Source organism: Hungatella sp. SL.1.14, from assembly GCF_024460495.1.
GTDB classification, from domain to species: Bacteria; Bacillota; Clostridia; order Lachnospirales; family Lachnospiraceae; genus Hungatella; species Hungatella hathewayi.
Genome location: NZ_JANFYJ010000033.1, coordinates 24,575 through 39,005 on the forward strand (window position 1 = coordinate 24,575; position 14,431 = coordinate 39,005).

Here is a 14,431-nt window from a genome sequence, read left to right on the forward strand (position 1 = left end):
AGCTTCCGAACCTGCGGTATAATTGCATCATAATTTCAACGTTAGAATCCCACTTGCCATGTCGAAAGGAGGACGCAGTATGAGCCGCTTAAACTATACGCTGCCGGATGAGTACCACGGGAGAGAGATGGAAGGATGCGTGGAAAAAGTAGATTACTACTTAAATTCCAATATCCGTATCTGGCATAATATCCAGAACGAAGGCTATGCCCTGCACCAGCACAACGCCATAGAGATCCTCGTTCCGATCGAGAACAGCTACACCGTTCTCGCCAACAACCATACCTATCAGCTGGAGCCGGGCAACATCCTCTTTATCCCCGGGCTCACCCTTCACGAGATTATGAAGCCGGACTGGGGCGAGCGTTTCATCTTTATGTTTAATATGGATCCTCTGACCAGCTTCCACGATTACAGTTCCTTGGAGCCCGTGCTGCTCGATCCCTGTTTTCTGACGAAACGGACGACTCCCGGCATCTATGAGCATATTTACTCCCGGCTTATGGAGATCAGCACGCTCTATTTTTCCTCCAGCATCACCTTCCGGGAATACTCCATATACGCTAATTTGATTGATATCCTGACCACCATCGGCCGGGAACACTACGACGCCCTTTTTGCAGGAACGGAAAATACTGCGGAAAAGAGCTACGATTACTATCAGAAGTTCAACAGTCTGCTGTCCTACATCAACGATCACTTCGCAGAGCCGCTGACTCTGGAGAAAATGGCTGATTACACGGGATTTTCCAAATACCATTTTACCAGACTGTTTAAGCAGCATACCAATTCAACCTTTTATGATTATCTGAGCCGCAAGCGGATCCAGGCGGCCCAGACGCTCTTAACAACCGATGCCTCGATCACGTCCATCGCATTCCAGACGGGATTCAACAACTCGACCTCATTTACGCGGTGTTTTAAAAAGTACACCAATTACAGTCCCAGTGAATACCGCACCAAATTCATCGAAGATGTGCCGGGGAATGTCACGGTTTTTTAATGCCGGTACTATCCCTTTACACCGCCCAGTGCCACACCTGCAATGATATACTTTGACAGCAGCAGATACACGATGATAAGCGGAAGCACAGTGAGTGCCAGGCCTAAATAGACTGAGCCGTATTCCGTCTTGTAGATATCGCCCCGCAGAAGACTTACCATAATGGGCATCGTATATTTCTCCTTGTTGGTGAGAAGAACCAGCGGTGTGAATAAGTTGTTCCAGCTGGATACAAAGCTGAATATGGCCTGCGTGGCAATCGCCGGTTTCATGATCGGCAGAGCGATCTTATTGAAAATAAAGAACTCTCCTGCTCCATCGATACGGGCCGCCTGTACGATCTCCAGGGACAGCGCCGGCATCATGTACTGTCTCATAAAGAATACCATGGCCGGTGAGGCGAGCGCTGGCAGGATCAGCATCGACAGCTGATTCGTCATATGGATCCGGTACACCATCTGGTAAAAACCGATCATCGTCACCTGGGCCGGAATCATCATGACTGCCATGATAAAACTGAAAAACGGTCTGCGCAGACGCCAGTCATATACCACCAGCCCGTAGGCCGTCATTGTGGAAAAGTACACCGCGATGCCTGTAGAACATGCCGAGATAATCAGCGAGTTCATAAAGCCCACCATCGGATTAAAGCTTTTGCCTAACAGGATGGATAAGTTGCGCATCATATAGCCGGAGGGAATCATGGAGATGGCATGCTGCTGAATCTGTGTCGTCGAACGCGTGGCATTGACGATCATGATCCAGAAAGGAAGGATACTCAGTATGGCGAGGCAGATGCAGACAACGTAAATGACAATTTTTAACGCGGTCGACGTACGTTTCTTATATTTCATCAGCTTTTCCTCCCTTCTTTTAACGCTTTTCTGTATTCCTTCTCCTGTCTGCGCTTCTGCTTATTCAGAAGCGCTTCATCCTTATCCCGCATCAGGAAAAACAGGACGGCTGAAGCCGCGCAGATGATGATAAACATTATCATACTGGCTGCTGCGGCGCGGTTATACATATAACTGCCGCTGAATGCCTGATTATAGATAAAGACGCTGGTGGTAAGCGTGGCATTGTCCGGTCCGCCCATCAGAAACAGCTTCGGGATATCGAACATCTGCAGGCCGCCAATTAAACTGGTAACCAGTGTAAACAGCAGAATCGTCTTTAAATTCGGAATGGTGATATAGAAAAATGTCTGGATCCGGTTTGCTCCATCCACCTCTGCGGATTCAAACAGCTCCGGATTGATCCCCATGACGCCGGAGACCAGAATTATCATGGTGTATCCGTACCACATCCAGAACTGGATAAATTCCACCGTCCCGCGGGCCACCGATTTATCAACCAGAAAGTTAATGGGCTCCTTCGATATTCCCAGACGCATAAAGATATCATTGACCGGTCCCATCGGGTAGCCTAAGAGAGCGTTAAACAGGATTGCAATGGTTGCCGCCGTGATAATATTCGGCATATAAAACAGAACTTTAAACAGTCCTTCCCCCTTTATATGGTACCGCTTATCCGTAAACCACGCAGTCAGCAGAAGGGCCAGGCCAATCTGGGGAACAAAATTAAACAGCCATATGTGAATGGTGTTGCCGAACGCTTTTTTAAATGAAGGATTGGTAAGCACCGTTTTAAAGTTCTGAAACGGATCTTCCAGAAAGTTAAAATCCACGGCTCCCATTCCCTTAAAATCCGTAAATCCGATCACCCCGGTAAAGATAATGGGATACAGGGAAAAGATCAGAAATCCCAGTACAAACGGAGCACAGAATATGTAGCCCCATTTCGCATATCTCAATCGTTTGCGTTTCATCGTTATTACCTCCCTGTAAAATCAGGGAGGACAGAAACTGCCGTCCTCCCCATGATGGTGTTCGATATCGGGTGCTGTATTTCTGATACAACGCCCCGCCGCTTACTCCACAATAATATCCAGATTATCGGCCACCTGCTGTTTAAAGTCTGTGATTGCCTGTTCTCTGCTCTTATTGCCGGCAGTATATTCACGTACCTGGCCGCGCCAGTAATTGTTAATGGTCTCATCGTACTGGGTTAAGTTTGTACCGTTGGCAAACTTGTTGGCCGGAACGAAGACGTCAAACATGTTCTGACCGCCCAGGAAATCTACGGAACCGTCAGATTTGCTCATAACCGTACCGGAAGCCACCGCATCTTTTGTTCCGGCGTCGTTCATTGTTCCATTTGCCCACATGTACTGAAGGCTGTCTTCTGAGTCATCCAGAGTGATCCAGTCAATAATATCTGCAACCGCATCTTTTACCTTCGTGTCCTTGTTCGCCAGTACCCAGGTGCCGCCCCAGAAGAAACCGATTGGGGAATCACAGACAGCCCAGTCACCAAAGGTGCCTTCGCCGACTGCTGTACCGCCGCAGTTGGGCGCCATGGTATAGTTGATCAGCCAGGCCGGTCCGAAGAAGCCGAGAATCGGCTTTGCACCTTCTCCCTTCATATCGGCAAACCAGGCATCCTGCCAGTCCTGCGTGTCATTGTGATAGCCGTTATCTTTTAATTTCTTGGATAAATCAAGGAATGCTTCTCTCTTTGGATCGATGTTTAATTTCCCATCTACAATCCAGCCTTTATCTGAGCTGTTTTCCACTGCATGCCAGATATCTCCGTCACCGGATACGATACCGTAGCCTTTGCCCTTCAAATCCTCTGCCGCGTTAAAGAACTGTGTCCAGTCGTTGGTTCCTGCGCCAAGCTTTGCTCCGACTTCCTTCGGATCATCGGTTCCCCAGGTGTCCATGGCGATGGAGCGGCGATAGATAAACGCTCCGCCGGTTGCCTGGTAGCCTAATGCAACTACCTTACCGTCGGTATTCGTTCCGATATCGACTGCATACTGTGCAATCTCAGAGGATTTGATCTTTCCGTCGGCGTCAAGTCCCAGATCTTCATACGGTGCTGCATAACGGCTGGCATCACCCTGCGTATATTTCAGCACGAATGCGGCTTCCGCACAGTAGATATCCGGCGCATCGCTGCCTCCGGCTGCCAGCGCCTGATCCAGTGCCGGCTGATACGCACCATCGGTAGTTGCGATAATTGTCGTTTTAATCTCATAATCAAAATCAGGATGCAGTTCTTTGTACTTCTCAATCATCTTTGGCACTTCATCGGTAAAGGACCAGACATTGATTACCTTGGAATCGGAGGAAGCTCCGGCTTTATCCGCAGTTTTTTCTGTCTCCGCAGCAGCAGGCTTTTCTGCCGCTCCACCATCGGAAGCAGGTGCTTTCCCGCAGCCCGTAAGGGAAGCCGCGATTATACAGCCACATAACAACCCAGCGATCATTTTTTTCATTGTAAATCCTCCTTTGATCTTGATTCGCAGGCCCATTCGCTCAAGACCTGCAACGTTTTTGGTAGCTTTATTTTACCATATGTAAATGAGGATTTTCTCTACACATCTTGCTTTTCATGCTACATAAATTGCGATGTGTTTTTGTAACTTTCAATAATATTACGTGAGTTATTCTTATTATTTTATGCATTTATACTTTCACCAGAAGATGGATTTGAAATTAATCCGTGATTTTTTTATTTTTCCTGATATTTGTTTATTTTTTGACAGATACGAAACAGCAATAAATGAATGGTTATCAGTGCAAAAATCAGAACACAAAAAGGACTCAAAAAACAAAAAATGCTTTTTGAGTCCTTTTCAAATACCTTGCTGTAACCATGTATCAATCATCGCTTCTATTGCGCACCGTCAAATCCCGTTCTTCTCAAACCACTCCCTGAATTCCAGTGCGTCCTCCAGCGTATGATGCCACCCAAACCGCTTTAAATCCACCCGGTTTTCGTCATTTACGGCCACTCCCTCTGCCTCCATCAGCTTCTTCTGTGTATCCGGAGTCCGGAAGGAAGCCGCTCCGCTTAGATATCCGGAGGCGTTTACCACACGGTGGGCCGGCAAATCCGCTCCGCCCAGGCGGCGGTTCAGTGCATATCCCACCTGCCTTGAATTCCCGGGTTTTCCGCATAACAGGGCGATCTGGCCATAGGTGGCTGCTTTTCCATATGGAATATGATTCATGACAAATCTGACACGTTCATAAAAGTCCATGGTACCTCTTCCATCATGAGTTTATCATGAGTTCAGCATCTTCTCGATGGCGGCCTGGGGCTTCACACCCACAGAGGATGCAACCGCCTTCCCTTCCTTCATTAAGACCAGCGCCGGTATACTCATAATATGAAACTTCTCAGCCAGCTCCCTCTGCTCTTCCACATTGACCTTTCCCACCTTAATATGGGGATTTTCCTCGGCAATTTTATCCACAACAGGGGAAAGCTTTTTACACGGTCCGCACCAAGGCGCCCAGAAATCGAGAAGCACCGGCTTTCCGGAAGCAACGACTTCCTCATGATAATTATTATTTGTGATTGAAAATACAGACATTTTATTTGTACTCCTTTTTTCATTGATTGATGATATTAGAATACACGAAAATGATCTGCTTTACAGTGACTTTGTTACACACGTAATTCTGTACGGCGGCATACGGAGATTTTTCCGGCTGCCCCCGCCTACCGCAAACTGTCCGCCGCCAGCTCCGTAAGCCTCTTCTCGTTCAGCAGTTCGATTCCTCCCCGATTCAGCTTAACCAGGCCGTCTGCCTGAAATGCCTTCAGCATCCGGGTGATAACCTCCCTGGCCGTCCCCATGTGGCGGGCGATCTGGTCGTGAGTGATGGAAAGCTTCCGGCTATCATCAAGTCCGCTTTCCTCCAGCAGAAACGCAGCAAGGCGGCTGTCGATCTTTTTGTTCAATACCTGATCCATCAGCCACATTACATCGGAAAAGCGCTCCGCCATCAGCTCATTGGTATAATTAGCCACTGCCGCGCTGTTATCCATCAGATCCCTGTAGACATCGACCGGGATATGAAGAATCTCCGTGTCCTGCTCTGCTTCCACGATTACATCGAACAGGATGCTCTTTACCATGCAGGGCGCTGAAAATATACATAAATCCCGTTCCAGCAGCCGGTACAGTGTCAACTCCTTGCCCTCATCCGATATGGTATAGACCCGCAGCTGTCCATTCAGCGTCAGAATCAGCCCGGTGCATTCATCCGATCCGTGGTGAAGCACCTGCCCTTTCTCAAACCGGCGCCTCTGCACGCTTCCTGCCAGTGTCCTCTGCTCCGCTTCCGTCAGTTTTTTCCAAAATGGAAGGTATTCTCCCAACTCCATGAACATTCCCTCCTTCTACTTCCACTAACCATTATATCACAATTGATTGAAAAGTGACCTCGTCGTTACAGTCGAACAGGCGGAAAAATTCGGAATACTCCATACGGCCCGCCTTTAATTCTTCTGCCAGCAGCAGAAGTGTCACGGAGTCTATCGCGCCGCCGCAGAGTCCGGAGCGCATGTGGATATTTTCCAGACGATCCTTAAAGCCCCCGGTAAAGGACCCTGACACAAAAGCAAACCGGTAATCGGTCACGCCTTCATCAAATACCTTCCACCAGCGGTTCGGATTGATCTTCTCGTTCCGCTCCTTATTTTCCTCCAAATAGCGGTACATCTCGTCCGCCTGCTTGATCGGAAGGGAATATCCTTTTCCATACGCCTTATTGTCGATAATCATGCCGTCTTTTCCATAATAAATACAGACATCCGGCTTCCTGGTATCTCCCAGTCTGCCTCCCAGAAAATCCAGTTCCCTGGTGAGAAGCTCCGCCGTCTGAATCTCATAGTCGCGGTCTGATGTGCCATCGAAGCCCAGATCAATCAAAAGCAGATACTCGTGACTTACATGGGCCAGCCGCTCTCTGACGCTGTCTTTTACGACAGCCATATCGGATTTTACGGAAATCCGCCCCGCGTCATCTGCCGGAATCTCCAGGCCTACGATATCGTCCATGATCTTATACGTCTTTCCGGTACGCTTCACATTTAAGCCGATATTCTCAAAACCACAGATATCATCTTTAATAGTCTCCACCGTCTCTTCCAGTCCCACCATCTCCAGATAGGCTTTCACCTGCTCCGGCGAACGATAATCCTTCAGCAGATACTGGATAATATGGGTCCTCCGGTTCCTTAAGTAATCCCGGTCCGCCGCCTTCGTTGCCAGCATATCCCACATCACCCGCTTCGGTATCCGGGCAAATTTCGAGACGCCGGTGGTATGCTTAAATACGGTTCTCCCCTTTAACGTAAGCCGGTAGGACTGGGGAATGGTTCCCTCATACCGCCTGGTTCCGGCATCCTCTGCCGCCGTCTTCGCCGCCTGTTCCACCCAGCCCATCTGTTTCAGCCAGCTGCAGATGGTTCGGACGTATTTATCACTGGTTCCCTCTGTATCCTGAAGAAGCTTTGCCCGGTTCTCCTCCGCCGTTTCGGAAAGCCCCTGCAGGATCATATGCTGCGGAATCGAGGTAAAACCGGCCTCACCGATAAAGCCCAGTTTGGCTCCTATTTCAAATTTTGTCAGATGGGCGCCCGATGCCAGCAGCGAAAGCACCCGGCAGACCGGCGGATACGACAGAAATGCCGTTGTGAGCGCATCCTCCTCTTCTTTGCTCCCAGCTTCCGCCTCCGCATAGGAACGCCCCAGACCGGACAGCGAACAGGTATCGGTATTTCTGTCATAGTTCAAAAATCCGATGCTGACCGCCCAGCGCAGAAATGAATCCGCCGGCCAGTCGCTCTGGTACTCTTTTCTCTGCCCGGGCAGTACCGCCTGTATGATCCCCGAACACGGTGCATTACTTCTCGTGTATCCCTTCGGTGTCCCTTTTCCTTTCAGATGGGCGTACGGCACGATGACCGGATCCGCCTCCAGTTCCTCTATAAACTCCGCTTTGCCATCTTCATCTGAAATAAGCCGGACCAGTTTGTCCTCTATTAACCGTCTGTTAACGGGAGACCCCGGCACAAAGACCGATACCACATTTTTTAGATTGTCCAGCTTATAGGCCTCCTGTACCCAGCCAAATGTTCTGACAGCCACCCGGAACACCTCCCTTTCCTCTTATGTCTCTCATCTTTCGTCTGTATCACCCACAACCGAGAGTTCCGCCGCCTTCTCCGCATGGATCAGGGCCGTATCAAACAGCGGCACATCCGTGTCCCCGCTCTTTACCAGAAGACCGATCTCTGTACAGCCAAGGATCACCCCCTGGGCGCCTCTCTCTTTTAAATGGGCGATGATTGTTAAATATGCCTCTTTTGATGTCTCTGACAGGATCCCCCTGCACAGTTCCCCGTAGATCACCCGGTTCACGGTTTCGATCTCCGACGCCTCCGGAATGAGCACCTCCACGCCGTACTCTGCCAGTTTTCCCTTGTAGAAATCCTGAGTCATGGTATATTTCGTTCCCAAAAGTCCCACACGGTCCATTCTCTCTGCCTTCAGCCGCAGAGCAGCCGCCTCCGCAATATGCAGGATAGGAATATGGATCTTACTCTGAATCTGAGGTACAACCTTGTGCATGGTATTCGTGCAGATTACAATAAAATCAGCCCCCGCCTTCTGCAGGCTTTCGGCCGCCTCTCCCAGTATTTTTCCGCTTTTCTCCCATTCTCCCGCGGCCTGGCACTCTTCGATCTCCTGAAAATCCACGCTGTAAAGAATGCATCTGGCGGAGTGGAGACCTCCCAGCCTTTCTTTCACCGCCTCATTGATAACCTGATAATAAGTAACCGTGCTTTCCCAACTCATACCGCCGATCAGGCCGATTGTCTTCATCTCTTCTCTTCCTCCATTTTCTGGCACGACGGACAGTAATAGACCGCCCCGCCCAGATAAGTTTCCTTTATAATCCCTCCGCCGCATGCAGGACAGCCGGAAGCCACTGTATTCTTTGACATCAGCGTCTGGTAGCCCCCTGGATTTCCAAAGAGATCTTTTTCGGTGTCGCGCCCGCCCTGTTCCGTCATGGCTTGAAGTACCATCCTTACCTGTTTCCACAGAACATTTTGTTCACAGTCTGAAAGGGTTAAAACCTTGCGTTTCGGATGGATTCCCGCCTGAAACAGAATATCCTGAAGGCAGCCGTTGCCAAGCCCCGGTATCCGCTGCTCCGCAGCCAGAAACGCCTTGGCGCTCATCGCCGGTTTCACAGAAGCAAGCAGCTCTTTAAAGTACTTTTCATCAAATTCCTCTGTCAGAGGAGAAATACTCTCGATACTCTTTCTGTAATACTCGTTATCATAATCGCCCGAATGGCAGGAAATACTGCCATACATGGCCACTGTAAATCCAATCGCGGACCCATCCGTAAATTCCAGGAGAAGCTGGTATTTCTTCGGCCGGACCTCTTCCTTCCGGATAAAACGGGGATTTACTCCGTCATTAAACCCCAGCCTGACGCCGCCGTCGAATTCCAGTTCCGAAAAGATACCAAAACCGGCCGCGCCCGTCACCGTATGACCGGCCAGAAGCGACTGATACTCCTCCGGTTCATGGTTAAACCAGCAGAATTTGTGGGGTGAGGAAGGGGGATATACCGCTGATACCGTCTTTCCTCTCACTGTCTCTCTCATCTGTTTTGCCAGATTTATGGCCTCCGGCAGTTCAATCATCGCGCATCCTCCATTCTGACAGCCTTAAGCCGTTCCTTCAGCAGTCGCTTTAAATATTTAATATCGTAAGCCAGAATCTCCTGTTTCTCATCTCTGGTGTTATATGCTTTTAAAAGTATTTCCCCATTTTGAAAATCGGAAAACTCGATATCGTCGTAAAGATCATACTCCCGATCCATTAGCTCGTGGCCATTGATTCCCTCCGGCTCTGTAAAAGGATCCTCAAAGTCGAGAATCATGACATCATTTGGGCAGGCCCAGAAACAGCCTGTCACCGCCAGAAGGCCGGATTCTCTGTCATACACTGCATCTGTCCAGATAAAACTCTCCTGAAACCCTTCCTGTTTATCCGGCCAGACGCATGCCGGCAGATAGCGGAACACCGCTCCCGTCTCCACACAGAAAATACTGCATCCGTATAAATCCTCCCGGAATACCAGATACCTCTTCCCATTCCGGTGGTGAATCAGCCGGCAGAAATCTCCGTCATCATCCAGATTCGTCCAGCTTAACAGAACGGTTCCGTCCTCTCCCACAAGATCATGGATCACCGCGTGGATATTCCCCTTTAACGTTCCTGTATAATATCGGGAGCGCAAAGAGAAACCATCGTCTAAAGCCGCTGTTTCCGGTGTCCCCTTCTGCTCTTCTCTGTGTTCTTCATTGAATATGGATGAGAAGGATTCCCGATAGTGAAGGTAGGCTTCCTTGTAAGCCGCGTTCATCTGCCTCACCTCCTTTTCTTATTGGCTGCCTTGTTGTTTAACTCTATGTATTTTTATATTCTATCATAAACACGAAATTCGCGAAAGTCCTCATGAAAGGTTTCGATCCGTATCTGTAACGGTTCCGGCATGCATGTCCGCCAAACCTGAAATGCATGTTGGATTATGGCCGCTCCGGATTGACAGGCTTCGTGTAATATTATACACTGTCCATAACATCATTCTTTCATATCAGGCAAATAAAACCTTAGCAAAAAAGGGCTTAGCAAAACGGATTCGGAAGGGAAGGACAATGGACAAAAACAATCTCGCAGTTATTACATGTATGTGTTCCGGTATGACAATCGGCCTTACCATCGGCGGTGCGGCTGGCCTGTCACACGGAAGAGCAGGCATAACTATGTGTTATGGCTTATTATTTGGAACGATTATTGGAGTGATCACAGGAACTGTCATTAAGAAATTCAAAGAAAAAGAATAACATAACCAGAAAATCATTTGCATTATATTAAGAGGAGATTTTTGTGAAACAATACGTACTGCCTGCATTATTAAAAGCACTTGTAATGTCGGTTTGCTTCACTCTGCTTTGTGTCATTTATGGATTCATATCCAACAATCCTTATGAGATAACCTTCATACCTGAAGTAATCTTTTTCTTACTGTTCTTCTTTGTCAATTTTATCGAATACTTATGGAGAAACCGGAAAAAGTAGCGGCTTATAAATGGATCATTATGTTTTGATGTACACTATGAAATCGTACCTCCTTATCCTTATAAACAAGCAGCCCGCTAAAGCCCCAGGCTCTCGCCCTCTTTCCTCACTCAAACAACGACATCTGAACTCCCGCCTGTTTATCCTCAAAGGTATGCATATACTCAAACAGCCGATTGCTGCTGCAGACCATTCCCATTTTCCGGCATTCTTCTTTCACCAGGGAGAGCAGATGTCTGGTATCCGGCGACGGGATCTCGTAACTGTTTCCATAGGTACGGATATAGCGCTCCTTCATCGCCGGAAAATGCTTATCCAGCTGCGCATAGAAATACTGCCTGTCCCCATCCCGCAGCGTCACGCCGATGCCAAAGAGCATCACCCCGTACACCGACGCGTCACGGCAGTATGACAGAATGCCGCGTATGTTCTCCTCTGTATCGTTTATAAATGGAAGAATCGGAGACAGCCAGACAATGGTTGGAATTCCCTCCTCCTTAAGAATCCGCAGTACCTCCGCTCTGCGTCCGGTTGTGCAGACATTCGGCTCGATGATCCGGCAAAGCTCTTCATCATACGTCGTAAGCGTCATGGATACCACACACTTCGTCTTCCGGTTGATACTTTTTAATAAATCCAGGTCGCGCAGGATTAAATCCGATTTCGTCTGGATGGACAGGCCAAATCCATAGTAGTCAATCAGTTCCAGGCTCCGCCTCGTAAGACAGAGCCGCTTTTCCAGATGTAAATAGGGGTCGCTCATGGCGCCTGTTCCAATCATACACTTCTTTCGTTTGCTCTTAAGCGCCTTCTCCAACAGTTCTGCAGCGTTGGTCTTTACTTCAATATCCTCAAACGCATGATCCATCTGATAACAGGTGCTTCTGGCATCGCAGTAAATGCATCCGTGCGTGCAGCCTCTGTAAAGATTCATGCCGTTCTGTGCAGAGAGAATCAACTTTACCTGTTTTTCATGCATATAGTTTCCTCCCGGGATCCGCTTACATTTCAAGTCATATCACATCATTGCAATACAAATCCGACTCCGATTCCTTTTTCATTTCCATTTCGAATATAATCGAACTGTAACTACAATACCACACTAATCACGTCATCTGTATGTCATGTTTATTCATTTCCCCGCTGTTCGCCGACTAATTATTTTTGCACAGAAAAACGGCATCGGAACAGGACGCAGCAGAGGATATCGTATCGTTCTGCTGTATGTCCTGCTCCGATGCCATAAGGGTGAAACGCCCCGCAGGCAGAGCCTGCCCCACTTGATCGGGTATCATACCTGATCCGCCGCTCGCCGGAATAAACGGTCGTTATTCATCCACTCCTCAGCCAATATGGTTTGCCACCTCAAACGCATCCCATATCGCATACATAATATTGGAAACCTTCCTTGCATCTCCCAGCAGATACAGTTCCGGCACGTCAAACTCCAGCTGGCGGTACAGAGAGTCCTCCTCCTGATACCCCACTGCAAGAATCACGCTGTCGCAGGCAATCTCCCTCTCTTCATCGCCGCAGACAAGACTCAGAATTCCGTTACGGTATCCGGTAACACTGGCGGAAGTAACAGTTTTCACTCCACGGTAAGGAATCAGGCGCTCCAGCATGTCTTTATTGGCATGACACAAGGGACCATTGACCGCCATCAGCCGGTCCAGCGCCTCCACGATCGTTACGCGCTTCCCCTGTTCTGCCAGCCAGAGCGCAGTTTCACAGCCGACCAGACCGCCGCCTATCACCACGGTGGTATCCCCGCAGTCTTTTTCCCCTGTCAGAACCTCTGCTGCCGGAAATACCCGCTCGTCGTCTCCCAGAGAAAACACCTTCGGTCTGGAACCGGTGGCGAGGATCACAGCGTCGTAATTTCCCGCCAGGACCATCTCCCGGTCCACACACGTATTGAAATGAACCGGAACCTTCAGAGTCTGAAGCTGGACCTCATACCAGTGAGCCAGCGCAAGATCGTCTTCCTTAAAGTCAGGAACTCCGCCGGGAATTAAGTTGCCTCCCAGCCTGCCGCCTTTTTCGAACAGCTCCGGCTTATGGCCTCTCACCGCCAGCACTCTTGCGGCCTCACAGCCTGCCGCACCGCCGCCCACGACCATCACCCGCCTGCTCTTTAAGACAGGTTCATAGGCGGTCACACGCTCCCTGGCCGCCTGTGGGTTCACCGCACAGTTAATCATGGAATACTCCTGGACACGGCCCATACAGCCTTCCTGACAGGAGATGCACGGGCGGATCTGTTCACAGGTTCCGGCCCTCAGCTTATTTACATAGTCGGGATCAGCCAGAAGCGGGCGGCCAAGGCTTACAATATCGCACTCGCCGGCCTCCACGGCCTCGGAAGCCATCTCCGGATTGTCCATACGGCCTGCACACAGCACCGGGACATCCACGGCCTCTTTCACCAGCCTGCAGTACGGACGGTAAAGCCCCTTTTTCTGATACATCGGCGGATGGTTCCACCACCATGCATCATACGTTCCCACGTCGGTATCCAGCGCGTCATAACCATACTGCACCAGCAGCTTCGCAGTCTCCAGACCTTCCTCGATATCGCGGCCCTTCTCCTCAAACGTTTCTCCCGGCAAAGCGCCTTCCCGCCAGTCCTTTATCATGCTCTTTAAGCTGAAACGCAGCACCACAGGAAAATCCTGTCCGCACCTGGACTTGATCTCTTCTACCACTTCACGCGCGAACCGCAGCCTGTTTTCCAGTGTACCTCCATACTCGTCAGTCCGTTGATTGAACATGGAAATGGCAAACTGATCCAGCAGATAACCCTCGTGAACCGCGTGAATTTCCACACCGTCAAAACCGCCCCGTTTTGCATGGTACGCTCCGTCTCCAAAGGATTTTACAATGCTGTGGATCTCCTCCTTCGTAAGCGGCCGGCAGATCTTATCCAGCCACCGGTGTGGAATCGCAGATGGTGCAACCGGAGGAAACTCTCCCAGATTGGTAGGGATCGTCACTCTTCCAAAGCCGGCCGACATCATAAGAAATATCTTGCTCCCATAGGCGTGAACCCGCTCTGTCATCTCCTTCGACGTCCGGATAAAATGAACGGGATTGTACGTGGAATTGGGGCAGTTTGGCATACTCTGGGTCTCAACCTCACAGTCTGAAAAGGTTACTCCCGTAATGATCAGGCCTGTTCCGCCCTTCGCACGTTCCGTATAATAATCGATTCCCCTCTGATTAAATCCGCCCTCGGCATCAGCCAGTCCCAATGGCCCCATGGGAGCCAGGGCAAAACGGTTTTTCAATGTGACCGATCCTATTTTGACCGGTGTAAACAGATTCTTGTACTTCATGGCACCCTCCTGTTATTTTTATAACAATATGATACCATTCCGTACAGGACAGGCGCTATCAAC

General features: G+C 49.5%; 14 protein-coding genes. 2 read left to right on the top strand and 12 right to left on the bottom strand.

Annotated elements, in window-relative coordinates:
- The first annotated feature begins 79 nt into the window (after positions 1-79).
- Positions 80-1,003: an AraC family transcriptional regulator gene (locus tag NE473_RS26275; RefSeq protein ID WP_055651008.1), complete on the top strand. Its 924-nt coding sequence runs from the start codon at positions 80-82 to the stop codon at positions 1,001-1,003.
- 8 nt (positions 1,004-1,011) lie between these two features.
- On the opposite strand, the gene NE473_RS26280 is transcribed toward NE473_RS26275, so the two are convergent.
- The 10 genes from NE473_RS26280 to NE473_RS26325 form a co-directional block, all read right to left on the bottom strand.
- Complete coding sequence (locus tag NE473_RS26280) at positions 1,012-1,857, bottom strand: carbohydrate ABC transporter permease (protein ID WP_006774793.1); 846 nt, start codon at positions 1,855-1,857, stop codon at positions 1,012-1,014.
- Positions 1,857-2,831, bottom strand: a complete 975-nt coding sequence (locus NE473_RS26285; RefSeq protein ID WP_006774794.1) for a carbohydrate ABC transporter permease — start codon at positions 2,829-2,831, stop codon at positions 1,857-1,859. The genes NE473_RS26280 and NE473_RS26285 overlap by 1 nt, the downstream gene beginning before the upstream one ends.
- Positions 2,832-2,933: 102 nt before the next feature.
- Entirely contained in the window at positions 2,934-4,346 is a 1,413-nt protein-coding gene (locus NE473_RS26290; protein ID WP_055651009.1) for an ABC transporter substrate-binding protein, read from the bottom strand.
- A 411-nt stretch (positions 4,347-4,757) separates the two neighbouring features.
- Positions 4,758-5,114, bottom strand: a complete 357-nt coding sequence (locus NE473_RS26295; RefSeq protein ID WP_055651010.1) for an MGMT family protein — start codon at positions 5,112-5,114, stop codon at positions 4,758-4,760.
- Positions 5,115-5,138: 24 nt separating this feature from the next.
- Positions 5,139-5,450, bottom strand: coding sequence for a thioredoxin (gene trxA / locus NE473_RS26300; protein ID WP_006774809.1), 312 nt, complete (start codon positions 5,448-5,450; stop codon positions 5,139-5,141).
- Between the two features lie 128 nt (positions 5,451-5,578).
- Positions 5,579-6,247 carry a Crp/Fnr family transcriptional regulator gene (locus NE473_RS26305; protein ID WP_039892080.1) on the bottom strand — a complete coding sequence of 223 codons (669 nt, stop codon included), beginning with the start codon at positions 6,245-6,247 and terminating at the stop codon, positions 5,579-5,581.
- A gap of 31 nt (positions 6,248-6,278) precedes the next feature.
- Positions 6,279-8,015 (bottom strand): restriction endonuclease FokI C-terminal domain-containing protein, encoded by a 1,737-nt coding sequence (locus NE473_RS32905; protein ID WP_055651036.1) that lies wholly within the window; start codon positions 8,013-8,015, stop codon positions 6,279-6,281.
- Positions 8,016-8,045: 30 nt separating this feature from the next.
- Positions 8,046-8,753 carry an aspartate/glutamate racemase family protein gene (locus NE473_RS26315; protein WP_006774812.1) on the bottom strand — a complete coding sequence of 236 codons (708 nt, stop codon included), beginning with the start codon at positions 8,751-8,753 and terminating at the stop codon, positions 8,046-8,048.
- Positions 8,750-9,589: a formamidopyrimidine-DNA glycosylase gene (locus tag NE473_RS26320; RefSeq protein ID WP_055651011.1), complete on the bottom strand. Its 840-nt coding sequence runs from the start codon at positions 9,587-9,589 to the stop codon at positions 8,750-8,752. Before NE473_RS26320 ends, NE473_RS26315 begins: the two co-directional genes overlap by 4 nt.
- A complete protein-coding gene (locus NE473_RS26325) occupies positions 9,586-10,314 on the bottom strand; it encodes a hypothetical protein (RefSeq protein WP_055651012.1) in 729 nt (242 codons plus the stop codon). Before NE473_RS26325 ends, NE473_RS26320 begins: the two co-directional genes overlap by 4 nt.
- 292 nt (positions 10,315-10,606) lie before the next feature.
- On the opposite strand from NE473_RS26325, the gene NE473_RS26330 reads away from it, so the two are divergent.
- Complete coding sequence (locus NE473_RS26330; RefSeq protein ID WP_055651037.1) at positions 10,607-10,795, top strand: hypothetical protein; 189 nt, start codon at positions 10,607-10,609, stop codon at positions 10,793-10,795.
- A 341-nt stretch (positions 10,796-11,136) separates the two neighbouring features.
- Here the strand turns inward: NE473_RS26330 and NE473_RS26340 are convergent, their stop codons facing one another.
- The gene (locus NE473_RS26340) at positions 11,137-12,009 is read right to left on the bottom strand and encodes an SPL family radical SAM protein (RefSeq protein ID WP_055651014.1); all 873 of its coding nucleotides are present in this window, start codon (positions 12,007-12,009) and stop codon (positions 11,137-11,139) included.
- A gap of 364 nt (positions 12,010-12,373) precedes the next feature.
- The gene (locus NE473_RS26345; protein ID WP_055651015.1) at positions 12,374-14,368 is read right to left on the bottom strand and encodes an oxidoreductase; all 1,995 of its coding nucleotides are present in this window, start codon (positions 14,366-14,368) and stop codon (positions 12,374-12,376) included.
- Between the last annotated feature and the right edge of the window lie 63 nt (positions 14,369-14,431).

Bases quoted from the DNA above. Each gene is read 5' to 3' on its own strand.
- NE473_RS26275 (WP_055651008.1), top strand. From the start codon at position 80: ATGAGCCGCTTAAACTATACGCTGCCGGATGAGTACCACGGGAGAGAG.
- NE473_RS26280 (WP_006774793.1), bottom strand. From the start codon at position 1,857: ATGAAATATAAGAAACGTACGTCGACCGCGTTAAAAATTGTCATTTAC.
- NE473_RS26285 (WP_006774794.1), bottom strand. From the start codon at position 2,831: ATGAAACGCAAACGATTGAGATATGCGAAATGGGGCTACATATTCTGT.
- NE473_RS26290 (WP_055651009.1), bottom strand. From the start codon at position 4,346: ATGAAAAAAATGATCGCTGGGTTGTTATGTGGCTGTATAATCGCGGCT.
- NE473_RS26295 (WP_055651010.1), bottom strand. From the start codon at position 5,114: ATGGACTTTTATGAACGTGTCAGATTTGTCATGAATCATATTCCATAT.
- trxA (WP_006774809.1), bottom strand. From the start codon at position 5,450: ATGTCTGTATTTTCAATCACAAATAATAATTATCATGAGGAAGTCGTT.
- NE473_RS26305 (WP_039892080.1), bottom strand. From the start codon at position 6,247: ATGGAGTTGGGAGAATACCTTCCATTTTGGAAAAAACTGACGGAAGCG.
- NE473_RS26315 (WP_006774812.1), bottom strand. From the start codon at position 8,753: ATGAAGACAATCGGCCTGATCGGCGGTATGAGTTGGGAAAGCACGGTT.
- NE473_RS26320 (WP_055651011.1), bottom strand. From the start codon at position 9,589: ATGATTGAACTGCCGGAGGCCATAAATCTGGCAAAACAGATGAGAGAG.
- NE473_RS26325 (WP_055651012.1), bottom strand. From the start codon at position 10,314: ATGAACGCGGCTTACAAGGAAGCCTACCTTCACTATCGGGAATCCTTC.
- NE473_RS26330 (WP_055651037.1), top strand. From the start codon at position 10,607: ATGGACAAAAACAATCTCGCAGTTATTACATGTATGTGTTCCGGTATG.
- NE473_RS26340 (WP_055651014.1), bottom strand. From the start codon at position 12,009: ATGCATGAAAAACAGGTAAAGTTGATTCTCTCTGCACAGAACGGCATG.
- NE473_RS26345 (WP_055651015.1), bottom strand. From the start codon at position 14,368: ATGAAGTACAAGAATCTGTTTACACCGGTCAAAATAGGATCGGTCACA.